The 24,088-nt window shown below is 46.7% G+C and carries 21 protein-coding genes; 12 read left to right on the top strand and 9 right to left on the bottom strand.

The window, feature by feature from the left end; translation table 11 throughout:
- Positions 1-149 precede the first annotated feature (149 nt).
- A complete protein-coding gene (locus tag KNQ07_RS10020; protein WP_012369491.1) occupies positions 150-1,436 on the top strand; it encodes an ABC transporter substrate-binding protein in 1,287 nt (428 codons plus the stop codon).
- A gap of 49 nt (positions 1,437-1,485) precedes the next feature.
- Here the strand turns inward: KNQ07_RS10020 and KNQ07_RS10015 are convergent, their stop codons facing one another.
- The gene (locus KNQ07_RS10015) at positions 1,486-2,778 is read right to left on the bottom strand and encodes an NCS2 family permease (RefSeq protein WP_214766436.1); all 1,293 of its coding nucleotides are present in this window, start codon (positions 2,776-2,778) and stop codon (positions 1,486-1,488) included.
- A gap of 208 nt (positions 2,779-2,986) precedes the next feature.
- Here KNQ07_RS10015 and KNQ07_RS10010 point away from each other — a divergent pair, with 208 nt between their 5' ends.
- The 10 genes from KNQ07_RS10010 to KNQ07_RS09960 all read left to right on the top strand — a co-directional run bounded on the left by KNQ07_RS10010 (position 2,987) and on the right by KNQ07_RS09960 (position 14,018).
- Positions 2,987-4,744 carry a sensor histidine kinase gene (locus KNQ07_RS10010; RefSeq protein WP_214766434.1) on the top strand — a complete coding sequence of 586 codons (1,758 nt, stop codon included), beginning with the start codon at positions 2,987-2,989 and terminating at the stop codon, positions 4,742-4,744.
- Complete coding sequence (locus tag KNQ07_RS10005; RefSeq protein WP_012369494.1) at positions 4,744-5,448, top strand: response regulator transcription factor; 705 nt, start codon at positions 4,744-4,746, stop codon at positions 5,446-5,448. The genes KNQ07_RS10010 and KNQ07_RS10005 overlap by 1 nt, the downstream gene beginning before the upstream one ends.
- A gap of 25 nt (positions 5,449-5,473) precedes the next feature.
- Entirely contained in the window at positions 5,474-6,181 is a 708-nt protein-coding gene (gene deoD / locus KNQ07_RS10000) for a purine-nucleoside phosphorylase (RefSeq protein WP_214766432.1), read from the top strand.
- A 101-nt stretch (positions 6,182-6,282) separates the two neighbouring features.
- A complete protein-coding gene (locus KNQ07_RS09995) occupies positions 6,283-7,665 on the top strand; it encodes an aldehyde dehydrogenase (protein ID WP_214766430.1) in 1,383 nt (460 codons plus the stop codon).
- Between the two features lie 69 nt (positions 7,666-7,734).
- Positions 7,735-8,943 (top strand): CDP-glycerol glycerophosphotransferase family protein, encoded by a 1,209-nt coding sequence (locus KNQ07_RS09990; protein WP_214766428.1) that lies wholly within the window; start codon positions 7,735-7,737, stop codon positions 8,941-8,943.
- A 5-nt stretch (positions 8,944-8,948) separates the two neighbouring features.
- A complete protein-coding gene (gene tagD, locus KNQ07_RS09985; RefSeq protein ID WP_214766427.1) occupies positions 8,949-9,323 on the top strand; it encodes a glycerol-3-phosphate cytidylyltransferase in 375 nt (124 codons plus the stop codon).
- Between the two features lie 77 nt (positions 9,324-9,400).
- The gene (locus tag KNQ07_RS09980) at positions 9,401-10,543 is read left to right on the top strand and encodes a CDP-glycerol glycerophosphotransferase family protein (protein WP_214766425.1); all 1,143 of its coding nucleotides are present in this window, start codon (positions 9,401-9,403) and stop codon (positions 10,541-10,543) included.
- A gap of 161 nt (positions 10,544-10,704) precedes the next feature.
- A complete protein-coding gene (locus KNQ07_RS09975) occupies positions 10,705-11,412 on the top strand; it encodes a Crp/Fnr family transcriptional regulator (protein WP_012369500.1) in 708 nt (235 codons plus the stop codon).
- Positions 11,413-11,855: 443 nt separating this feature from the next.
- Positions 11,856-12,326: a cytochrome c oxidase subunit II gene (locus KNQ07_RS09965; protein WP_012369502.1), complete on the top strand. Its 471-nt coding sequence runs from the start codon at positions 11,856-11,858 to the stop codon at positions 12,324-12,326.
- A complete protein-coding gene (locus tag KNQ07_RS09960; RefSeq protein ID WP_376778097.1) occupies positions 12,327-14,018 on the top strand; it encodes a b(o/a)3-type cytochrome-c oxidase subunit 1 in 1,692 nt (563 codons plus the stop codon).
- Positions 14,019-14,120: 102 nt separating this feature from the next.
- On the opposite strand, the gene KNQ07_RS09955 is transcribed toward KNQ07_RS09960, so the two are convergent.
- Genes KNQ07_RS09955 through KNQ07_RS09935 form a run of 5 tightly spaced genes read right to left on the bottom strand, consistent with a single transcriptional unit; the run spans position 14,121 to position 17,610 of the window.
- Entirely contained in the window at positions 14,121-14,750 is a 630-nt protein-coding gene (locus tag KNQ07_RS09955) for a response regulator transcription factor (RefSeq protein WP_012369504.1), read from the bottom strand.
- Positions 14,747-15,772 (bottom strand): sensor histidine kinase, encoded by a 1,026-nt coding sequence (locus KNQ07_RS09950; protein ID WP_214766421.1) that lies wholly within the window; start codon positions 15,770-15,772, stop codon positions 14,747-14,749. The genes KNQ07_RS09955 and KNQ07_RS09950 overlap by 4 nt, the downstream gene beginning before the upstream one ends.
- Positions 15,769-16,488 (bottom strand): cell wall-active antibiotics response protein LiaF, encoded by a 720-nt coding sequence (gene liaF, locus KNQ07_RS09945; RefSeq protein ID WP_214766419.1) that lies wholly within the window; start codon positions 16,486-16,488, stop codon positions 15,769-15,771. The genes KNQ07_RS09950 and liaF overlap by 4 nt, the downstream gene beginning before the upstream one ends.
- 59 nt (positions 16,489-16,547) lie before the next feature.
- Positions 16,548-17,171 (bottom strand): PspA/IM30 family protein, encoded by a 624-nt coding sequence (locus tag KNQ07_RS09940; RefSeq protein ID WP_214766417.1) that lies wholly within the window; start codon positions 17,169-17,171, stop codon positions 16,548-16,550.
- Between the two features lie 58 nt (positions 17,172-17,229).
- Positions 17,230-17,610 (bottom strand): lmo0954 family membrane protein, encoded by a 381-nt coding sequence (locus KNQ07_RS09935; RefSeq protein ID WP_012369508.1) that lies wholly within the window; start codon positions 17,608-17,610, stop codon positions 17,230-17,232.
- 271 nt (positions 17,611-17,881) lie between these two features.
- Here KNQ07_RS09935 and rsgA point away from each other — a divergent pair, with 271 nt between their 5' ends.
- On the top strand, positions 17,882-18,931 hold the full coding sequence (rsgA, locus tag KNQ07_RS09930) for a ribosome small subunit-dependent GTPase A (protein ID WP_214766415.1): 1,050 nt from the start codon (positions 17,882-17,884) through the stop codon (positions 18,929-18,931).
- A 75-nt stretch (positions 18,932-19,006) separates the two neighbouring features.
- On the opposite strand, the gene abc-f is transcribed toward rsgA, so the two are convergent.
- The 3 genes from abc-f to pflB all read right to left on the bottom strand — a co-directional run bounded on the left by abc-f (position 19,007) and on the right by pflB (position 23,945).
- On the bottom strand, positions 19,007-20,677 hold the full coding sequence (gene abc-f / locus KNQ07_RS09925) for a ribosomal protection-like ABC-F family protein (protein WP_214766413.1): 1,671 nt from the start codon (positions 20,675-20,677) through the stop codon (positions 19,007-19,009).
- A 271-nt stretch (positions 20,678-20,948) separates the two neighbouring features.
- Complete coding sequence (gene pflA, locus KNQ07_RS09920) at positions 20,949-21,671, bottom strand: pyruvate formate-lyase-activating protein (protein ID WP_041261815.1); 723 nt, start codon at positions 21,669-21,671, stop codon at positions 20,949-20,951.
- 24 nt (positions 21,672-21,695) lie between these two features.
- Positions 21,696-23,945 carry a formate C-acetyltransferase gene (gene pflB, locus KNQ07_RS09915; protein WP_214766411.1) on the bottom strand — a complete coding sequence of 750 codons (2,250 nt, stop codon included), beginning with the start codon at positions 23,943-23,945 and terminating at the stop codon, positions 21,696-21,698.
- Between the last annotated feature and the right edge of the window lie 143 nt (positions 23,946-24,088).

Here is a 24,088-nt window from a genome sequence, read left to right as displayed (position 1 = left end):
ATACACTAATCCCGAGTTTTTTTGTCGGATAACGATTGTTCAATATTTTCCACCGCACCGGACAAAATTATCCGTTTTTATTGCAAGCGTTTTCATTTATTGTAAAAGCGTAGCACGATTATCAACTCGAAAATCAGGGAGGTATCCGAATGCGTAAACGTAAATGGGCAGCACTACCAGTTATGACGACCGCAATGGTCGTAGCACTTGCAGCATGTGGTGGCGGTGGAACACTCAATAGTGATGACTCAAAGGACAGTGGCTCTTCTAAGGACGGGAAGACCCTCAACGTATTCCAATTTAAAGCTGAAATCGCAAAAGACATGGAAAAGATGGCAAAGGCGTATGAAAAAGAAACGGGCGTAAAAGTCGTCGTTCAAACAGTCGGCGGCGGATCAGATTATGGCGCCGCCTTGAAATCTCAGTTTGCTTCGGGTAACGAACCGGATGTTTTCAACAACGGTGGATTTACAGAAGCGAAAACATGGCAAGATAAGCTGGAAGATCTTTCGGATGAAAAGTGGGTCAGTGATTTAACAGACCTATCAAAAGAACCGATGACAATTGACGGGAAACTGTATGGTATGCCGATGAACTTAGAAGGTTACGGTTTCATTTACAACAAAGAAATCTTCAAGAAAGCCGGTATTACAGAGTTGCCGAAAACGTTAACAGAATTAACAGAAGCGTCCAAGAAGCTGAAAGCGGACGGCGTGACACCATTCTCGATCGGATACGGCGAGTGGTGGATTCTTGGAAATCACTTGATGAATATCCCGATGGCCCAACAGGATGATCCGGATCAGTTCATCGCCGATCTGAATTCCGGCAAAGGGAAGTTCGAAGACAATAAACAATTTAAAGAGTTCATGAATCTGTTTGATTTAACGATCGAGTACGGAAACAAAAATCCGTTGACGACAGATTACAATACACAAGTTTCACAGTTTGCTGAAGGAAAAACAGCAATGATCCAACAAGGAAACTGGGCGCAACAATTGATTACGGATGTCAATCCGGATATCGAGATGGGCTTCATTCCGATGCCGATCAATGATGACAAAGAAAAAATGGATCGACTTCCGGTCGGCGTACCGAATAACTGGGTCGTCAACAAAAACTCGAAAAATAAAGAAGAAGGTAAAAAGTTCCTCGAGTGGATGGCGACATCTGATACAGGAAAAGATTATATGGTCAACAAATTCAAGTTTATCCCGGCGTTCAAATCAATCGAAGCAGCCGATCTTGGACCACTTGCTGACGATATCATCAAGTACTCTAAAGAAGATAAAACCATCTCATGGAACTGGTTTAAATATCCGGACGGTGCTGTTAACGAATTTGGTGCCATCATGCAGGCATACGTAGGAAAACAAAAAACATCAGAAGAGATGTTACAAGACTTTACGAAGACTTGGCAAAAAATGAAGAAATAATAAAAAACGTGTTGTTTCCAATAAATGGAATCAACACGTTTTTTATTATTTAATGTAAGAAAAACAATTGAATGAAGAAGAGAACAGCGAACAGATAAATCAAAAAGTGAACGCGTTGCTTTTGGACAGCTTTCATAATCGGATAGATGATGAATCCGAAGGCGATCCCTGTTGCGATACTGCCGGACAGCGGCATGATGATGATGATCATGAACGCTGTAAAGGCTTCGCTGAAATCTTCCCACTGGATTTGTTTAATATTTTGAAGCATCAAGGCACCGACCAGGAGTAATGCAGGTGCTGTAATAGCAGGAACACTTGAAATCGATTGAACGATTGGACCGAACACTGCCGAGAGCGCAAATAAGATGCCGACCGTGACGGATGTCAATCCGGTTCGTCCACCGGCTGCGACACCGGAAGCAGATTCGACGTAAGCCGTCGTTGGACTGGTTCCAAACATCGATCCGACAATCATTGCCGTTGAATCAGACAACAGAGCACGTTCGCTGTTCTTAAGAGAACCGTCTTCTTCGATCAGTCCGGCCTGTTCGCCGACTGCGACCATTGTTCCGGTCGTATCAAACATCGTGACGAGGACAAACGAAAGGACACCACTGAATAGACCATATTGAATGACGTCTTGAACCGCAGAGAGGGGATTCGCGACAAGAATGCCTTCCGGTAAAGTCGGCAAAGCAATCAAGGTTTTTGAGAACGTCAATTCACCTGTTAAGAAAGCGAGTACTCCGGACAGGACCATCGCATACAATAGACCACCCGGAACACGTTTCACCGTCAGAATGGCGGCTACGAGTAATCCGACCAGCGTAACCAGGGCTTCCGGTGACGTCAAAGAGCCGATTGTAATCAAGGTAGCCGGATCGGCCACAAGAATACCGGACATCTTTAAACCGAGGGAAGCAATGAATAAACCGATTCCTCCGGTGATAGCTAACTTAATCGTAGTTGGAATGACTTCGATTAATTTCGTCCGTAAAGGAGACAAGGATAACAAAAGGAAGATGATTCCGGCGACAAAAACGACGGATAAAGCTGTTTGGTAAGGAATTTTTTCGCCGATGACGAGCGTATAAGTGAAATAAGCGTTTAAGCCCATTCCCGGTGCCACCGCAATCGGCAGGTTGGCATAAAAGCCCATCAACAATGTCCCGATCAAAGTAGCGACGATCGTTGCCGAGAAAGCTTGATCCTGCGGAATGCCTGCTTCCGATAAAATAGTCGGGTTGACGAAAAGAATATAGGCCATCGTGATGAACGTAATAAAACCAGCTTGAATTTCACGTTTGACCGTTGTATCGTGTGCTGAAAGTTTAAACATGAGTCAAAGACCACCTTAATCTCAAAAGTTTGTTAAAAACGAACATTAACGATGTTATATCAATATTCATTCGGAATCAAGTATTGTTTTTCGGTTAATCTAAATTGGAGTAAATGACAACGGGTATAAACAAATAAAAGACATACATGTAAGCGGATACAGCTATGCTATACTACTTATTAGAAGAAAAAGGATGGAGGAGACGGCGATGAAGAGCATCCGAACACGTTTGATCCGACTTGTCGTCTTAGCAATTCTGATTCCGACGACGCTTGCTACATCAGCTTCTTATCTCTATGTGCGCCACCAGAACATCGAGCAGGCGGAACGTTCGAGCTTGAGCGGTTTGAAAAGAGGAAGCAACCAAATCAGTCATTATATGGAAGATGTAAGACGGTTGCCGACAAGTTTGTATGCCAATCGCTCCTTACTCAATATTATGAACGTCGGTGCAGATGCCGAGCTCAGTGAATCGGAAGGTGTGATTTCACGGGCGTTGCTCGGACTTTTTTTATCAAGACAAGACATTGAGCAGCTTCATTTTGTCATCTTAAAAGGAAATTCGGAGTACTCGGTCTATAACATGAAAACATCAAGCCGGGGAAAGTTTGATTGGCTGCAGGAGACCGATTATTTTCGTTTGATGAAACAAAAAAACGGATGGCTGATTGATCCGGCACATCAGATTGCCGCCTATAATACACATACGATGATTTTGGATGAGAAAGAAATCGTCAGCTTCCGTTACCGGATCAATCGGGTGGAAACGGATGAACCGCTCGGTTTTCTTTCAGTCGACATTCCGACGAGTGTCTTTGAACAACAATTGAAGCTGTTCGAAAATTTTCCCGGTGAATCGCTTTGGTTGTTGAATGGAAACCAACTGATTGCGAAAACAGGCAAAGAACTTCCGGTCACGAATGACCGATTGACGGGCAAGAGTGGGAGCATGCGCGTCGGAGACTCCTTTATCGTGTATGCCAAAATGACAACACAAGGAGTTCCCATTACACTGATCAAGACGACCCCATATACATCGGTCGTCAAAGGCGCCAATGAAACAGCGCTGATTTTAATTTTGATCGGGATCGGCTCGTTAGTCTTGATGATTATCGCGGCCAGTCTTGCAGCCCTTAAAATCACGAAGCCGATCAAACAGCTGACAGCAAACGTTTGGCGTGTCGAACAGGGTGATTTATCGGCACAATTCGTTGCGACGACCAACGATGAGATTGGGTTGCTGAATCGGCAATTCCAGCGGATGATTCAACGAATCGACCGGCTGATCAAACGGGAATACCGTCTGGCACTTGAAAACCGGACAAACGAATTGCGGGCTTTACAATCTCAATTAAATCCTCATTTCTTGTTTAATGCCTTGCAATCGATCGGAACGACTACATTACAGGGTGACCGGAAAATCGCATATCGTTCGATTACAGGATTGTCGCAGATGATGCGTTATTCCATGAATAATGAACAGACGATTGTCACGCTGAAGCAGGAAGTCGATCATCTTCAATCCTACATGCGTCTTCAGCAGCAACGTTTTCCGGATCGGTTCCGTTATATCGTCGATGTGCCGTGGCACATGAATTCGATTGAGATCCCGAAAATGATTTTACAACCCTTTGCTGAAAATTATTTTAAGCATGCGTTTAATCAACAGGCAGATGCGACGGAAAATTACCTCGCCTATAAAGTCAGAAGCGATGGTGACCAACTCATCATTCAAGTCGAAAACAGCGGTTCAGTCATGGAAGAAGCAAAACTAGAAAGTATTGATCAAACGATGCGGATGCACCGCCGACCGGAAAACCGTCAAACGTCCGGGATCGGTCTTCACAACATCTACGAACGTCTATTAATCTTTTATGAAGAAGAAGCCAGCATGATCCTGCAGTCTCCGGCTGAAGGTGGTTTTAGAATCGTCATTCGAATTCCCGTTGAACAGGAGGAACTATGATGAATGTATTGATCGTAGACGACGAAAAACATGTGCGCGACGCGGTGAAATTGCTTGGAGAATGGGATACCTGGCAGATTGGTAATATCTTTGAAGCGGATGACGGGGTCACTGCCAAACGTTTCTTGGAACAGGAAAAAATCGATTTGATGTTGACGGATGTCGAAATGCCCGGACTCGACGGACTAAGTTTACTCGAATGGACAAAAAATCATCATCCAAAGGTCGTCACGATTGTATTGACAGGGTATGATGATTATACGTATATGCGTCGGGCGATTTTGCACCAATCGTTTGATTACTTACTTAAGCCGATTGATCCTGATATTTTGAATGATGCTCTCGGGCGCGCGATGGAATTGATCGGTCCTGTTCAAGAACAAGGCGAAGCGATTGATCAAATTGCAAAATACATTTCGACACATTATGCGGAAGAACTAACGCTTCAACTCATGAGTGAACGCTTTTATCTAAGTCGAGAATACATTTCAAGACGATTCAAACAGCGTTTTTCCGTTAATCTATCGGATTATATTCAAACCATCCGTTTAAATCGGGCAAAAGAATTGCTGGGTGAGACGGATGCCCGGATTTACGAGATTGCGCTTGAAGTCGGATACCATGATGATAAATATTTTCGGAAAGTCTTTAAAAAGCAATTCGGAATGACTCCGAATGAGTTCCGAGAGTTGTTGTCGGTTTAGTCACTATTTAGAGGAGGAATCGTACATGAGCGTACACATTAACGCAGCAGAAGGTCAGATTGCAGAAACCGTATTACTTCCAGGAGATCCACTTCGTGCAAAATATATTGCCGATACATTTTTAGAGGATGTCGTTCTTTATAACAAAGTCCGCGGAATGTATGGTTTTACAGGAACGTATAAAGGTAAAAAAGTTTCGGTCCAAGGAACTGGTATGGGCGTTCCTTCGATGTCGATTTACGCCAATGAACTCGTTCAATCATACGGCGCAAAAAACCTGATTCGTGTCGGTACTGCCGGCGGAATTACACCGGACGTCAAAGTTCGCGACGTCGTCATCGCCATGAGTGCATCACACGATATGGCACAAAACCGCGTCCGCTTCAACGGACTCGATTACGCGCCGACAGCATCGTTTGACTTATTGCACAAAGCGTATATGACAGCAAAAGAGCACGGAATCGACGCAAAAGTGGGTCAAATCTTTACGACAGATCAATTTTATCAAGATGATTTCCACCACTTCAAAAAATGGGCGGACTTCGGTTGCCTCGCAATCGAGATGGAAGCGGCAGGCCTCTACACACTTGCGGCCAAACATAAAGTCAACGCCTTGACGATCTTGACGATTTCCGATCACTTGTTGACGGGTGAAGAGACAACAGCAGAAGAACGTCAAACGACGTTTAACGACATGATGAAAGTCGCACTTGAAACAGCAATCCAACTGTAAACGAAAGGCGGAGAAAAGACTCTCCGCTTTTTTTATTTGCCCTGACAGCTATGGTAGAATGAGAAGGTAGAAATGAATGAGCTCACAAGGGGGATTTAAGGATGGGATTGACGACAACGGGATTGGATGTAGCACGCCAGATTGAAGTACAACGGGGTTTCTTTAAGACAGGCGCGACACGAAGCATTGCTTTTCGTTTAAGTATGTTGACGTTCTTGAAACAAGCAATTGAAACACATGAAGAAGCCATTTACGATGCCTTGAAAGTCGACTTGAATAAAGGACGTCAAGACGCGTTTACGACAGAAATCGGTTTTGTCTACGGCGAAATCAATCGGATGGAAAAACAATTGCGCCGTCTTGCAAAACCACGGCGAGTCAAAACGCCGTTGTTGCATTTCGGATCAAAAAGCGAAATCCGTTTTGAGCCTTACGGAAACGTGCTCGTCATCGCACCTTGGAATTATCCTTTCCAACTGGCCCTTGCCCCTGTCGTAGGTGCGATTGCAGCTGGGAATACCGTTGTTCTAAAACCTTCGGAATTGACACCAAACGTCTCGCGTGTGTTGCGGGAAGTGTTTGAGACGGCGTTTCATGAGCGTTTTGGTGTCGTGATCGAAGGCGACGCGGAAGTAAGTACAGCTGTGTTGGAAGAGAAGTTTGATTATATCTTCTTTACCGGCTCGACTTGTGTCGGTAAAATCGTTCATCAAGCAGCTGCCAAACATTTGACGCCGGTCACGCTTGAACTGGGCGGCAAGTCTCCGACGATTATCCACAAGGATGCAGACTTAAGACTCGCGGCCAAACGGATTGCCTGGGGAAAATGGTTAAATGCCGGGCAAACATGTATCGCTCCGGACTATGTTTTTGTTCATCGGGACGTCCAGGAAACATTTCTTCGTTTGATTGAAGAAGAGGCGTTCTCCCAGTATGGCAATGGAGTCGGCGTGGGGTCCTATGTCAAAATCGTTTCGGACGGTCACTTGGAACGATTGACAGGATATCTCGAGCAAGGAAACATCGAATTCGGCGGACAAGTCGATCCGGAAACAAGAAAAATGGCTCCGACCGTTATGACGAACGTTCCTCTTGATTCGAAATTGATGCAGGAAGAAATCTTTGGTCCGATTTTACCGGTGCTCGTATATGACGAAATCGAAGATGTCATCACCTTTGTCACGGATCGTGACAAACCGCTTGCCCTTTATCTATTTACAGAAAACGAATTCGTGAAGGAACGTGTCCTGAACCGGATCTCCTTTGGCGGCGGATGCGTGAACGATACACTCATGCATGTCGCACAACATAATTTACCGTTTGGCGGTGTCGGTGCCAGTGGAATCGGCGGATATCACGGCAAATACAGTTTCGAAACGTTCAGCCATCGAAAAGGGCTGGTGCACAATACGACGAAGTTTGATTTACCATTCCGTTATATGCGTTCAAATACTGATTCCAAATGGATGCGCTTTTTGTTATGATGGTTGAGGTTTGATTTATATGAAATTCTATAAAAAGTAAATTTTTTGTTAAATTAAGGGGTATAAGTTTTGAAACGTCAATTACGTCAGTGGATTAAGAGAACGAAGCTGGTCGAAACGGGATTGCATCTCGTGATGCGGGTATTTGCGTGTTTACCGGTTCATCCAAATCGTTTCCTGTTTGAAAGCTTTTTAGGGAAACAATACAGTGACAATCCACGTTCGATCTACGAAGCGCTGAAAAAAGACCATCCGGAATATGAATTGATCTTCAGTAAAGATCGACACCGTGTCTTCGATGATCCAAGTGTTCGGACCGTTAATCGGATGACGATTCGTTGGATTTATCTGCTCGCCACGTCGCGGGTCTGGGTTTCGAACAGCAGGCTTCCTTCCTGGTTGTTCAAACGTAAAGGGACCATCTACTTACAAACGTGGCACGGGACGCCGCTTAAAAAACTGGCGCTCGACATGGATGATGTACAGATGGCCGATACGACGACCGAACGCTACAAGCGGGACTTTGCACGTGAAGCATCCAAATGGGATCTGTTGATTTCACCGAATGCTTATTCGAGTCGGATTTTTCGACGGGCATTTGATTTTTCCGGTGAATTGCTCGAAATCGGTTATCCGCGGAATGATTTGTTTTACGAGACGAAACGGCATCCGGAAATACGCGAACGGGTCTATTCCCGTTACAACATCGACCGGACGAAGAAAATCATTTTGTATGCGCCGACATGGCGAGACAATGAGTACGTGGCGAAAGGGTCTTATTCCTTTAAGCTGCCGTTTTCGCTGGAGCAGTTTGAGAAACAATTTGGTACTGAATATACGTTATTGATCCGGATGCATTATTTGGTAGCGGATCAAGTCGATACGGCGGGTTATCCTTCTGTCCGTAATGCTTCGGATTATCCGGATATTTCAGAACTGTACATTGCGGCAGATGCCATAGTCACGGATTATTCATCCGTCATGTTTGACTATGCCCATCTGAAACGACCAATGATTTTTTACACGTATGACTTAGAACACTACCGGGATCAACTGCGCGGATTTTATTTTGACTTTGAGCAGGAAGCCCCGGGTCCGCTTGTTTTACAGCAATCACGGCTATTTGAAGAGATTGACCGGTTGCACGAATGGAGCGATCGATACGGTCCGGCATTTGACGCATTTGAAAAGAAATTTTGCCAGTGGGATGACGGAACCGCGTCTGTACAAGCCTATCAACGTCTGTTACAACCTGTCAGCAATCAGCATAAAGGATAATCATCATGAAAAAAGTCATCACGTACGGCACATTTGATTTACTGCACTGGGGACATATCAACATCCTCAAACGAGCAAAGGAAATGGGCGATTATTTAGTAGTTGCGATTTCTACGGACGAGTTCAATCGCTTAAAACACAAAGAGTCATATCACAGTTTCGAAAACCGCAAATTGATTTTGGAATCGATTCGCTACGTGGACGAAGTCATTGCCGAAAATAACTGGGATCAAAAAATCACGGATGTACAAGAGCACCAAATCGATATATTCGTCATGGGTGACGACTGGGCCGGCGAATTCGACTTCTTGAAAGAATATTGTGAAGTCGTTTACCTTAGCCGGACGGAAGGCATTTCGACAATCGACAAGCCAGATTAAAACGGAGTTAGGAAAAGGTTGATGAAAAAAGACCACACCTCGCGTGCGGTCTTTCTTCATGGAAAGGGGGGAGTAACGTGAGAGAGAGTATCGTGCAAATCTATTTGCTGCTTTTTCGGATTTTCTATCGAATCTTCTGCTTGTTACCTCTGAGACCGGTAACGCTCTTTTGGGTCACTTACGGTGATAACGTGAAACCGATTAATGATGCGCTCCTCACGGAATTCCCGAAAGAGAAAAGGTATCTGGTGTATGATAAAAAATTTGTGAAAAATCCGGAAGCCTGGTCGGCAGAATATGCTTTGCCTTACCGCAGACTGCGTTTTATTCGACTGGCTTATCTTCTCGCGACATCGAAACACCTATTCATCGATAACTATATCGGTGAATACAGTGTCGCTCCGATCCGTCAGGGGACAAAACGGATTCAGTTATGGCATGCTGCAGGAACGCTAAAAAAATTCGGACTGACGTCATCGAGGAGTTTGATGGTGCCGAAACATGTCCTGCGACGTTTCAAACGGGTGTATCAACGTTATGGGGATTTCATCGTACCTGGAGAAGCATGTGCGAAACAATTCATGGCACCGCACGATCTTCCCCGGACAGTTTTTAAAACATTGGGTGTTCACCGGACGGATTATTGGTTTAACGAGCAACATCAGACCGTAAAAAAACAACTTTCCGACATCTATGTCAAACCGAAGCGGCGTATTCTATTATATGCACCGACTTACCGGGAATATAATGGGATGGAAGGACAGACGGTTCGTCAACTCGAACAATTGACTGATCAAGGATGGACGATTCTCGTCAAATTACATCCGACGGTCCGTTCCATGTTCACGCATCAAAAAGCGCATGTCCATTTCGTGACAGATGAATATTCAATCAATGATTACTTACTAATTACCGACGTATTGGTAACCGATTATTCCTCGATTCCTTTTGAAAGTTGTCTGCTCGGTGTTCCGACCGTTCTGTATACACCGGACATCGACACGTATCGGCAAATTCCCGGTATCATCGATTCCTATCCGGATCCGTTACCGGTCACTTGCACCGATCAGTTTGAGATCATGTTGAACTGGATTAATTCGGATGTATCATTGCAGGAAAGTCGAATGGCGATGGAACAATTCAAAACGATCTGGTATACGGAACAGCCGGGCCAAGCGACGCGCCGGATTGTCGATCATTATTATCGAAAAGTACGCTGAAGCTAAAAATGACCTCCGTTTTTAAACAAACAGAGGTCATTTTTTTATCTATCTTTTTTGTGAAAAAGTGAACAATGTTTGACAATCTTTTGAAAAAACGTTTTTTTGAACTGTGATGTTTTATACTAAGGACAGAAGGAATCAGGAAAGGAGAATGCGAAATGCTTGCTTGCGGAACGACTGAAGCCAATACGTTTGTCTTATCGGCAGAAACACGAATGATACTGGAAGACTTCATGACAGAGGTGACGTTTAAAAAGGATTCCATCGTTTGTTGGGAAGGTGAGTTAAACGATAAGTTGTTTTACGTGAAGCAGGGTGGTGTCAAACTATCGAAACTGACGAAAAAAGGCAGTCCTTTAATGATGTTTTTATACTTTAAAGGAGATTTGTTCGGTGAGTTTGATGTCGGTGAAGCATTTCCCAGTTCTTATAGCATTGAAACGATGGAAGACAGTATACTGGGTGTCATTTCGAAAAGTAAGCTTGAGGAATTGATGAAGCAGGATGGTGTGTTTGCCTTGGAAATCATGCGCTGGCAAGCCTTGATGCGGAAGCAGTCCGAAACGAAATTGCGTGACTTGTTATTGTTTGGGAAACAAGGGGCACTGGCTTCGACCTTACTTCGTTTGATTGCCATGCATGGGAAACAAGTCGGGGAAGATTACGTCATATCCAAACGACCGTCCGACAGCGAACTCGGTCAGTTGATCGGGGCACCACGTGAAACGGTCAATCGTATGTTTTCCCAGTGGAAAAAAGACAAGGTCATTTCATCGACGACAACCAAAATCATCGTCCATGATGCGAACTATTTAAGAGATTTGTGTCATTGTGAAGGATGCCCGGTAGGGGTGTGCCGGATTTAATAAATGAACCGAGGGACTGAGTCAGTCTCTCCGACAAAAAGGGTGGCAGATGACAATTCTGCCGCCTTTTTTCGTTTACACAGGAATCACTCTTTTAACGCGACTCTTACAGGATAGAGCGGAAAAGAACGGGTGATTCCTGTTTGAGTCGATTCCTTTTTCGTTTCTGCACTAATATGTGAACTTTATGTGTGTTTTTAGAAGAGAAAGCGCGAAATCGTCACAAATAGTGTGACATTTATCACGTTCTCGATGGATCTGTCTTTTCTAGAATAAAGACAAGACATCAAGTTGAAATGAGAAGGGAGCCGGACATTATGAGCAGTAAACCAGAGCCGAATTTATCAGGAACGATCGTCGCCGTCTTTATGGTTGCTTCAGTCATCATCGGGATGTGGGGATCGATTTTTCTATTATTTAGTTCGAGATAAGGAGGAAAGACAATGCACATTCATCGTTTGGAGAAAATTTGGTTGGTGTTTGGCTGTGTGATGTTAGCCGTTTTTTTAGTCATCATCGGTATTTCTGCTTTCGCCTCCGGCAATCAACCACCGTCCGATGCGACGTTGATTGATCCGACTCAAGTGGATCAGACCAAACCATTTGATAAACCGGGCTTAAAAAAAATTGACGACAACCGCTATGAAGCGGTCATGGTATCACAAGCATTTCAGTTTACTCCGCAGGACATGGTCATCAAAAAAGGAGCGACAGTGGATTTTCTCGTGACATCAAAAGATGTCGTTCACGGCTTTGAAATCGTCAAGACGAACGTCAATATGATGGTCGTACCCGGTCATATCAATTCGATTGAATACACCTTTAAAAAAGCCGGAGACTATTTGATTGTCTGTAATGAATATTGCGGAAGCGGTCATCATATGATGTCAACAAAAATTAAGGTGGTGGAGTAAATGAATGCCATTTCCAAGAAGTTAAAGGAGTTTGAGATGGAGCGTGGTCTTCCCGCTACAGCCATTGGATTGAAGGAAGCTAAACTGGCCTTTGCCCATGTCAGCTTTTCGCTGGTGGCGTTGCTGATCGGTGGATTGTGCGGGTTGTTGCAAACCCTCGTCCGGACAGGTGTCATCCCGGAAATTGCAGGCATCGGTTATTACGAATTGTTGACTGCTCACGGATTAATGCTGGCGATTGTGTTTACGACCTTATTTATTTTCGGATTATTATTTTCCTTTTTAGGACAATCGTTTGGTCGTTTTGAGGAATTCCCAAGACGTCTCGGTTGGGTCGGCTTTTGGTTCATGATGCTGGGTGTTGTCCTTGTCACATGGATGGTCCTTGCAGGAGAAGCTTCGGTTTTATATACCTTTTATGCACCGTTAAAAGCACACCCGGTGTTCTATATCGGACTCGTCATCTTCGTTGTCGGGACGTGGATCTCTTCAGGTGCGATGTTCCGGATGTACGCGGATTATAAACGGGAGCATAAAGGTGTCCATCCGCCGCTGCAGGCCTACATGAGTATCATGACAGTGTTATTGTGGGTGGTTGCGACACTCGGTGTCGCTGCAACGATTCTATTTCAACTGTTACCGTTATCACTTGGTTGGACGGACAAAGTCGGGATTGAGTTGTCCCGGACACTCTTTTGGTACTTCGGGCATCCGCTAGTGTATTTTTGGCTGTTGCCGGCGTATATCGTCTGGTATACCGTCATTCCGAAAATCGTCGGCGGAAAGATTTTTTCTGATGCCTTGGCCCGGATGTCCTTTTTACTATTCTTATTGTTTTCTTTCCCGGTAGGATTTCATCATCAATTGCTGGAGCCGGGTATCTCGGCCTTTTGGAAATACATTCAGGTCGTTCTCACATTTTTGGTCATCATTCCGTCACTCATGACAGCATTCTCGATGTTTGCGACGTTTGAACTGGCGGGGCGCCGTCAAGGTGCAACCGGACTGTTCGGCTGGATCAAGAAGATGCCGTACCGGGATGTCCGCTTTTTAGCACCGTTTGTCGGGATGTTATTTTTCATTCCGGCCGGAGCCGGCGGGGTCATCAATGCGTCCCATCAATTAAATATCGTCGTCCATAACACACTGTGGGTGACAGGACATTTTCATATCACGGTCGGAGCGGCCGTTGCACTGACGTTTTTTGGAACGGCCTACTGGCTGGTTCCGTTGCTCAGAGGGCGGACATTGACGAAACAAATCAATCGGATCGGACTGGTTCAAACGATGTTATGGACGATTGGTATGCTGTTCATGTCGACAGCGATGCACATCTCAGGACTACTCGGTAACCCGAGACGGACCGGTCCTGCGGCTTACTTCAAGGATTCTCTTGTCGCCGACTGGATTCCGTACCACGTGGCGATGGCGATCGGCGGAACGATTTTATTCCTGTCGATTCTGCTGTTCTTATTTGCGATGTTCCAGCTCGCTTTCCGGGCACCGAAAGGGACGGAAGAGTTTCCTGTCGCTGAAACAGAAGAAGCGGCAATGCAGACGCCGTTATTCTTCGAGAATTGGAAACTCTGGATTTTCGTGACGTTTGCGTTAATTGCGTTTGCCTACACGGTTCCGATTTGGCATATGATTGAAAATGCGCCGCCTGGAGCACCGGGGTGGAAACTCTGGTGATCAAACGAAAATAAATGACCGGATTCCTCTTGTGATACAGAAGGAATCCGGTCATTTTCATTGAGTATGAGAGCAAATATAAGTATAGGAAAATGCTGAAGATTACTTAACGATATTGTGTTTAAAGGCATAAACGACAGCTTGCGTCCGGTCAACGACATCGAGCTTCGACAGGATGTTCGACACGTGGGTTTTGACGGTCTTCAAAGAGATGAACAGCTCATCGGCAATTTCCTGGTTCGCCATGCCGCGTGCCATCAGTTGCAAGACTTCCTGTTCGCGTTCCGTCAAATCATCATGCAGATGACTGGTCGGTTTCCGTAATCGTTCCATCATCTTGCCGGTGACCTGAGCCGCCATGACGGATTGACCGTCTGCTGTTTTACGGATCGCTTCCGCAATTTCAAAGGCACTTGCTGTTTTTAAGACGTAACTCATGGCACCGGCTTCGATGACCGGATAGACTTTTTCATCATCCAAGAAGCTTGTGACGACTAAGATCTTGGCTTCCGGCCATTCTTTTCGAATCAACCGTGTTCCTTCGACCCCGTCCACCGGTTCCATAACTAAATCCATTAAAACGACATCCGGACGATGTTTCAGCGCAAGCTCGGCACCTGCTTGTCCATCCGATGCTTCTGCGACGACCTCGATATCCGGTTGAGTGGACAAAAAGGCAGAAACACCCGCACGGACCATTTCGTGATCATCGACTAATAACACTCGTATCATACTTGCACCATCCGATCTTTTCTTAATTTTACTTCAATTTGTGTTCCTTGTCCCGGAACACTGACAAGGCGGATTGTTCCGCCCATCTCAGCCGTTCGTTCCCGCATTGAGTTGATGCCGTAAGAAGCCAGTTTTTTCTCGTCGACGACGAAGCCGACACCGTCATCATTCATGCTTAAGATGACCGTATCATTAAATTGACGCAACTCGATGTCCATATGTGACGCTTTTGCATGGCGCAACGCGTTGGTCAAACCTTCTTGAACAATCCGGAACAATTCGTTTTCAATCGGGCGGGGCAGTTCAATGGCTTCAAGCTTCCAGCTGAGTTCGGTTGACTGCTTTCTCGATAATTCTTCCAGCAATTGAGTCAGACCTTGCTGAAGGGTCATCCCTTCCAGTTCTACCGGGCGCAGCTGCAACAATAAAGAACGCATTTCTGACTGTGCCGTCTGGGCCATCGTTTCGACCAAATCGATTTGTTTGGCTGCTGTTTCCGGTTGCGTCAGAATCGTCTGTTTGGCTGCAGTCGTCATCATCGAGATGGCATACAGTTGCTGGGAGACGGAATCGTGTAAATCACGGGCAAGGCGCTTGCGTTCTTCTGTAATGGCCTGAACACGGACTTGTTCGATATGTTGCGGACGGGTACTGATTTTTTGAACGGTTTCAACCTGTTCATCAATTCGTTTCCCGATGCGTGACAGACGTGTCAGCGTATGGAAATAGGGACCGTTGACAATCGTCACTTCTTTTCCCTGCTCCAGTTCAATAATGGCCGTAGTGACTCTCTTGAAATCACGCCGTAAAAAGAAATAATGGATACTGCCAACTGCCAGGGGCAGCAGAAGCGATAAGCCGATGACCAGCAGGAAAACAGGAAAGTCTTGTTGACGGACGAAAAGTACATGCCAATTGACTTGGCGTGTACTTAGAAATAATAACGTCGTCATCACGGCCGTCAAAAAACCGGTCATCACCTGAAGTGCGATGACACCAAGCGGAAATTGATCGCGTTTCATATCGAGGTCACCTCCACATTCCCGATGCCGAGCATGACATGAATCCGGACTTTCCGGACAGCCTCGTCATATTCGGGGGCCCGGTATTGGATCCGGCGGTTGAAGAAAGTAGGAATACGACGGACATCGGTTTTGACACTCCCGAAACCGATCGATGTGTCGAGCGTGTAGTCATAACCGGAAGGCAATAAAATCCGGACATCGCCGACGACACCGCTGACGACGATCAGCGTCTCACCTTCCGGAACATACGCATGCGTCAAGTCGATTTCAAGATCACGGACGATGAACTGTTCGCTTATATCCTTTAAGACATACGGAAGTTCTTGTTGGGTCGCAAACGAATAGGCCGGCTGGATCTTGATCCCTTCCTCTTCATAAAGACTCGGGGAAATTTTTGAGAAAAAGAATTCCCGGACAGAATGGCGTGTCACGAGAATGATTCCGAGATACAGCAGGATGCCGGCGATGACGAAGCCGATTGCTGCTGAACTAAGAACGACACCGGCTAAGATGATTGTACCGACGATATAAAACAGGATGGCCAGTTTTTCATGATTTCTTTTTCGGAAATGAATCCCGACATAGTACAGGAGGAAGGGGAAGAGAACCCCGAATAATACATTCCCCGCGCCTGTCATCAAATCATAGAATAGTCCGAGAGCAAACAGGATCGACACGTAGCCGACTAGTTGTTTTGTACTTAATCGTCGCACGGGCAATCTCCTTCCTGACATGACAAAGGGAGGCAAGAATGCCTCCTTCGTCCAAATACTTATTTTTGGAATCGACGTTCGAGATCGGCGATCCGCGCATCGATGTCATCTTCTGCGATCGGAGCTTCCTCTTCCTTCGATTCAGGTTCTTCTGTTGTGAATGGATGTTGTTCTTGTTTAATAGTAGCATTTGGTTCGCGTTCTAGCACCTGGTTCATCTTTGATTTTAAATTTGACACGTTTTCCCGCATCATCCATTCATACCGTTTGTTTTGCAAGTCTTCAAGCTTCAGTTTCAATTCCAGTGCTTCCCGTTCGAGCTGATTCAATTCACGTTTCGTTTCAACGATCAGTTCTTCGAAGAAGCGGAACTGTTCCCCGTAATGTTTCGACTCGATGGCAGCCCGTTCCGCCAGTTCCTGTTCGCCTGCTTCTTTGGCGATTTCGACCTGTGCAAAACGTTTGTCCGCAAGTTCCTTCGCTTCATCCTGCTTTTGTGTTAATTCGGCGAGTAATGTCCGTTGACGTTCGAGTAAACGGTCGATTTCTTTTAAATCTGATTCGGTTGTCCGGATGTGACGGACGAGCTTTTTAGCGGGTGCTTCCCCTTGATCCGCTGCTTTCTTGACTTCTGTCATCATCTGATTCGCAAATTCGTTTAATTGATCAAATACATTTTTCATCAAAAATTCCTCCTTGGATGTTGAATCTACGTAATATGTTTAAATAACACGGAATGACTCAGTAACGGTTTTTATCGAGATCTTTCCAGTCAGCTTCAAAGTGTGCCGATGAGGTCTTGCGACGACGGGCGAACAGTTGGTTTAAATCGACCCGTTGCATTTTCATACGCATGTATCCGATGTAAAGTGCCAGTGCGGCGGCGATTCCTAAAACGGCCCAAATGTTCGATAAGGCAAAACCGATGCCGATTGCTGCGAGCAGTCCAAATCCGATTTTCGCAAAAACATTTGAGGTTTGGATAAACTTACTGATGGCATAAAAAGCGAGCAGTGCACCGAGCCCGAGTCCGATCATATGCGGTAATGTACCGATGACGACAGCGAGAAGGGCGAGACCGGCAAGTGCCATCAAGACCTGTTTCCCTTTTGATTGCTTCATGATGAAGCCTCCTTTTTCTTGATACTCTTATCTTAAGGGAAGAAGAGAAGAGGCACGACGCCCTTCGGACCGGAATCGTCTCCGACTTGAGGCGGAGTAGGGAAGTCTGACTTTAACGATTCTGCTAGGTCGGCAAAATAAGATATGGTAAAATACGGCTATAAGAAACGAGAGGAGTGGTGTTTTTATGTATGCAATCAGCCACGAGAAAGAAAACCGTATCGGAACACAGGGAGGGGTTTCCCTCCCTTAAATCAGAGGAGGAAACCATTTGAACGAATGGGGTAAAGTACCGGCGTATGAGACCGGAACAAATGAACAGTTAGGCCGTGTAACGGCAGTCTTTCAAAAACAGTACCGTGTGATGACGACTGACGGGGAAACGCTAAGTGAATTATCCGGAAAGCTGCGGTTTGAAGCGTTAACGAAAGCTGAACTGCCGGCCGTCGGGGACTGGGTGATTCAGAGCGGACGAGAAGCCGGTAAGGGACGAATCGAACGTGTTTTGCCGCGGAGTACGCAATTTTCCAGAAAAGCAGCCGGAACGGAAACCGAGGAACAGGTGATTTGCGCGAATGTCGATATTGCATTACTCGTCATGGCATTCGGGCACGATTTTAACGTTCGTCGCCTGGAACGCTATTTGACGGTCGCATGGGAAGCAGGCGCCACACCCGTGATCGTCTTAACGAAAAAGAGTCTGACGGCGTCCGCTGACGAATTCCTGTCCGAGGTGGAGGCAGTTGCCTTTGGGACACCGTATTTTGCTGTCGACTCGCTGACCGGAGAAGGATTAGATGATTTACGTGAAGCATTGCGACCAAACGAGACGATTGTTCTCGTCGGATCATCCGGTGTCGGGAAGTCAACGCTCGTCAATGCGTTGGCGGAAGAACAGTTGATGGAAACGGGCGGTGTCCGCGAAGATGATGAACGGGGCCGGCATACGACGACACACCGGGAGCTGAAACGGTTGTCGAGCGGATTGTTACTCGTTGATACACCGGGGATGCGGGAACTTGGATTATGGGACGGAACGGACGGATTGACGTCCACCTTCTCGGATATCGAGGAGCTGGCGGAATCCTGCCGTTTCCGGGATTGTCAGCATGGCGAAGAACCGGGCTGTGCCGTCCAAGCGGCGCTGACAGAAGGCACGCTGTCACATGAACGGTGGGGCAGCTTCCTGAAACTGAAGCGCGAAGTTGCCTATGCAGAACGAAAGCAAAACGCAGTTCTTCAGGCGGAGGAAAAAGAAAAGTGGAAGAAGATTCACAAACAGGCACAGGCACGGACGAAATTAAAATATCAAAAGCGATGATGGAATGTAGTAATGAAACGAACGACGCCTTTCTGATAAATCAGAGAGGCGTCGTTCGTTTCATTGAATCAGCTGTTAATCAAAATAAATTGTTCCCGTCAAATCATCAAGACGCTTTAAATCGTGTTGAATGGCTTGAATGTCACTGGGCTGCTGTTCCCGCAATGGTTTCGTACCGATCGGATGAACGCTCGCATCCCCATCTAAAGTAATAGTCCGGTTCGAAAGACGATCATTAAAATAACGATCATGCGAAACAAATAACAGTTCACCCGGAAAGACGTCAAGGGCGGCTTCAATTTGTTCACGGGTCGTCAAATCAAGATAGTTGGTCGGTTCATCCAAAATCAACAAACGGGCACCGGAAAAGTAAAGTCGTAAGAAAGCAATCCGGCATCGCTCTCCCATGCTGGCTTCAGCAATCGGTTTATACACCTGATCCCGGCGAAACAGAAAACACGCAAGCAGCGTCCGGGCATCGGTTTCGGAAATCGTCGTCTCCTGCAGTAACGCATCGAGCAGGGAACCGGAAACCGGTAAATTGGAAAGAGCCTGTGAAAAGTAGCCGACTGTCAGCTCGGGATGGCGCGTGATTGTTCCTTCCATCGGATCGAGCTCCCCTTGAATCAGCCGGAGCAGGGTCGTCTTGCCGGATCCGTTCCGGCCGATGACAGCAATCCGGTCGCCTTGTTGCATGGAAAAGGTCAGTTTTTTAAATAGCGTCCGACCGTCATACGAAAAAGCGACTTTGTCTAACGTAAACAGTTGTTTGGCGGCAAAGGATGCTGCTTCGAATGCCACATGAACGGAGGCTGGATGTTCCGGTTTGGCGACCCGGTGATCGATTGTCTGTTCGAGTTGTTTTTCTTTTGCCTTAAATTTCTTGGCTTGTTTCGCTGCTTTTTTCTTGGCGTAAGGATCCCGTTCGCTGGCGTGGGCAACAGCCTGTTGATGCCAGTTTTGATACTGGGTGATCATCCGTTTGAGTTCCTTCCGTGTTTTTTCCTGCTTTTCATACTCGCGTTCCTGGGTCAGGCGTTCCTGTTCTTTTTGCTGACGATATGCTTGATAATTACCTTTGTAGCGTGTCGCTTGATGCGGTGTCAGTTCGATGACAGCATCGGCTGTTGCATCGATGAAAGCCCGCTCATGCGAGACATACAAAATAGTGATCGCTGTCTGATTGATCCAGTTGATCAACCAATCAAGCGTCTCCGAATCCAAATGATTGGTCGGTTCATCGAGCAGAATGAAATCGGGTTGCTTGACCAACAGACAGGCCAGCTGAATCCGGGTCTGTTCACCGCCGCTGAGTGTGTCAAACGAATGAAGCCAGACATGTTCAGGTAACTGGACTTCTTTTAAAGCCCGTGCCGCATCCGCCTCAAGAGAAAACGCATCGAGATCGAGTGCCGTTTGGTAGATTTCAAGTGAAGAGGCATGCAGCGCCGCTTCCCGCGCCTGATACCGGAGTCGGTCGGCTTGTTCGACGAGCCGGATGGCAGGTGCACTTGAGGTGAGATGCTGGGCGACGTGACCGATCGTCGTGTAGCCGCGGAAGATGTTTCCCTCCGTCGGTTGAAGCTGTTTTAAAATCAGCTGGAAGAGTGTCGTTTTACCGACACCATTGGCACCGACTAAAGCAACATGTTCACCGGGACGGATCGAAAATGAAATGTGTTGAAACAGCGTCTGCTCTGGAAGATCAAAGCGGACATCATGAATGGATAAGATTTCAGCAGGCATAGGTTCAGCTCCTTTGGGGTTCATTTCAAATTGTGATGAAATGAAAACACACCATCCGAAAGCGAGCGGATGGTGTGCAGGAGTGCAAATCAAAGAAGGTATATCCCGCATGACGGAAATACCGAAAATGAGCAGACTCGTAGCGTCAGTCATCCGCAACTCATTGCGAAAGTGATGAATTCTTTCATCATTAGACAGTAGCGAGTAAATGCTTCATTTCGGTATTGTACCTCCTGTTCATAGACTATGTGTTCAGTGTAGCAACTTGTCGTCAGCAAGACAAGTAAGAATCGAGCAATTCTTGAGCCGCAGCGGCTTCTTCCGGATTCGGTGGCAGAACATCCGCCAATGGATAGTCGAGACCGAGTGCTTCCCATTTGTAAACGCCAAGCTGGTGATAAGGGAGTACTTCGATCCGTTCGACATTACCGAGTGTCCGGATGAATTCGCCGGTCTGGCGCAGGAACGTCTCCGTCATCGTCAAACCGGGCACGAGAACGTGACGGATCCAGACGGGAATGTTCCGTTCTGCCAAGCGTTTGGCAAAGGCAAGTGTATTGGCATTACTGCGCCCCGTCAGAATCCGGCAGGTCGCATCATCGATATGCTTAATGTCGAGTAACACGAGATCCGTGTAATCAAGAATCCGGTCGATATTTTTAGGAACGACCGAACCGGCTGTATCGATGACGGTATGCATGCCTTTTTGTTTTGCTTCCCGAAGTGCCGCTTCCAAAAATTCCGGTTGGGCAAGGGGTTCTCCACCGGAAAATGTGATACCACCGCCTGTTGCTTCGAAAAATGATCGGTAACTTTCCGCTTCTTCAATGATTTCCGTTGCCGAGACGGAACGACCACACCCGAATTCCCACGTATCCGCATTGTGGCAGTATTGGCAACGTAAAGGACAGCCTTGTGTGAAGACGATGAAGCGAATACCCGGTCCGTCGACCGTGCCGCAGGATTCAACAGAATGAATCGTTCCGTGTGTCATAGCCATTTCAGTCCTTTCTTTCAGTTAAAGTGCACCGTGGAACGTCCGGTTGATGACGTCAATTTGCTGTTCGCGGGTCAACTTGATGAAGTTGACGGCGTAACCGGAAACGCGGATCGTCAATTGGGGATAAAGTTCCGGATGTTCCATCGCATCGAGTAATGTTTCCCGGTCGAAGACATTGACGTTTAAGTGATGACCTTTTGAAGTGGTTCCGCCCATGTAGCCGTCAAGCAGTCCGACTGTATTACGGATTCGTGTCGGTTCATCTTTCCCGAGTGCTTTCGGGACGATGGAGAACGTGTAGGAAATGCCGTCAAGGGCATGTTCATACGGTAATTTCCCGACGGAAGTTAACGCGGCGACGGCTCCCTTCGTATCCCGGCCATGCATTGGATTGGCTCCCGGTGCGAATGGTTCACCAGCCCGTCGTCCGTCCGGCGTATTACCGGTTTTTTTGCCGTAAACGACATTCGAAGTAATCGTCAAGACGGATTGAGTCGGTAAAGCATCACGGTACGTCGGATGTTTCCGGATTTTTTCCATAAACAGTTTGACGAGATCAACCGCCATCTGATCGACACGGGCATCATTATTTCCGAATTTAGGGAAGTCACCTTCGATTTTAAAATCAACCGCGATTCCATCCGCATCACGAATCGGTGAGACTTTAGCGTAACGAATGGCGGACAGGCTGTCGGCCACGACGGACAGACCGGCGATACCGCAAGCCATCGTCCGTAAGATTTCCGGGTCGTGCAACGCCATTTCGATGCGTTCGTAACTGTATTTATCATGCATGAAGTGAATGACATTCAATGTATTGACATAGAGTTCCGCCAACCAGTCAAGCTGACGGTCGTAAGCAGCCATGACCGTTTCATAATCCAGGACATCATCTAAAATCAGGTTCGTCTTTGGAGCAACTTGAATTTTAAGTTTTTCATCGATGCCGCCGTTTAACGTATAGAGCAACGCTTTTGCTAAGTTCGCCCGTGCTCCGAAAAATTGCATCTGTTTCCCGATTTTCATGGCGGAAACACAGCATGCGATGCCGTAGTCGTCGCCGTAAATCGGCAACATCAAATCATCATTTTCATACTGGATCGAACTGGAGAGAATCGACATCTTGGCACAGAATTCTTTAAAGCCGCGCGGTAGTTGTGTGGACCAGAGGACCGTCAGATTCGGTTCTGGAGCCGGACCTAGATTGACAAGTGTCTGCAGGAAGCGGAACGAACTTTTTGTCACGTTGGAGCGACCGTCCTCACTCATCCCGCCGATTGATTCCGTGACCCAGGTCGGATCACCGGAGAATAAATCATTGTAGTCCGGGGTCCGGAGGAATTTAACGATCCGCAGTTTCATGACAAAATGATCGACCAGTTCCTGGGCAGTCTGTTCCGTCAAACGTCCTGACTGCAAATCCCGTTCGATATAGATGTCAAGGAACGTCGAGACGCGGCCGAGTGACATCGCTGCCCCGTTTTGTTCTTTGATTGCAGCGAGGTAAGCGAGGTACATCCATTGGAACGCTTCCTGGGCGGTTTCAGCCGGACGGGATAAGTCGCAGTCATATCGTTGACCGAGCTCGGTCAGTTCCTGTAACGCCCGAATTTGTTCGTTCATCTCTTCACGGTCGCGAATCATCGATTCCGATAAGAAGCCGCCACGGTCCTGTAAATCCTGTTTCCGCTGTGCGATCAGGAAGGAGGTACCGTACAGGGCAACACGTCGGTAGTCACCGATGATCCGACCGCGTCCGTATGCATCGGGAAGACCGGTGATGATTCCGGCTTTACGGGCGGCACGCATTTCAGGAGTATAGGCATCAAATACACCTTGATTATGTGTTTTCCGGTATTCACTGAACGTTTTGGTGACGAGCGGGTCCGCTTGAAAACCATAGGCTTCCAAGGCATCATTGACCATCCGGATGCCGCCGTTCGGGTGAATCGACCGTTTGAACGGTTCGTCGGTTTGCAGACCGACGATTTGTTCGAGCTCGCGGTTGAGATACCCCGGACCGTGAGACAGAATCGTTGAAGGTGTCGAGGCATCGACAGCGTAGACACCGCCGCGTAAACGTTCTTCACTTGTTAAATTCATGATTTGTTGCCACAGTGTTTCCGTAGCAACGGTAGGGCCGGCGAGAAACTGATCGTCTCCCCGGTACTCTGTCCGGTTGCGGCGAATGAAATCAGCCACGTCAATCTGATTGTTCCACGCGCCTGTTTCGAATTGTTGCCATGCTGGTGTTTTTTCAAGTAACATCATGAACACTCCTTTGGTTGTAAGGTGAACAGTGCAAGATACATCCCTTATGTGAATAGTGTAACAAACATAAAGCGGGAAGAGTTTTACATCCCGGTGAAAGCGTAGGAGACTTCAAAAACGTTGGTATAAAAGGGATTCTT

It is taken from the genome of Exiguobacterium sp. s145, assembly GCF_018618835.1.
Lineage (GTDB): Bacteria > Bacillota > Bacilli > Exiguobacteriales > Exiguobacteriaceae > Exiguobacterium_A > Exiguobacterium_A artemiae.
Note: the sequence above shows the minus strand (reverse complement) of the source record. Positions and strands in the feature narration are given on the sequence as shown.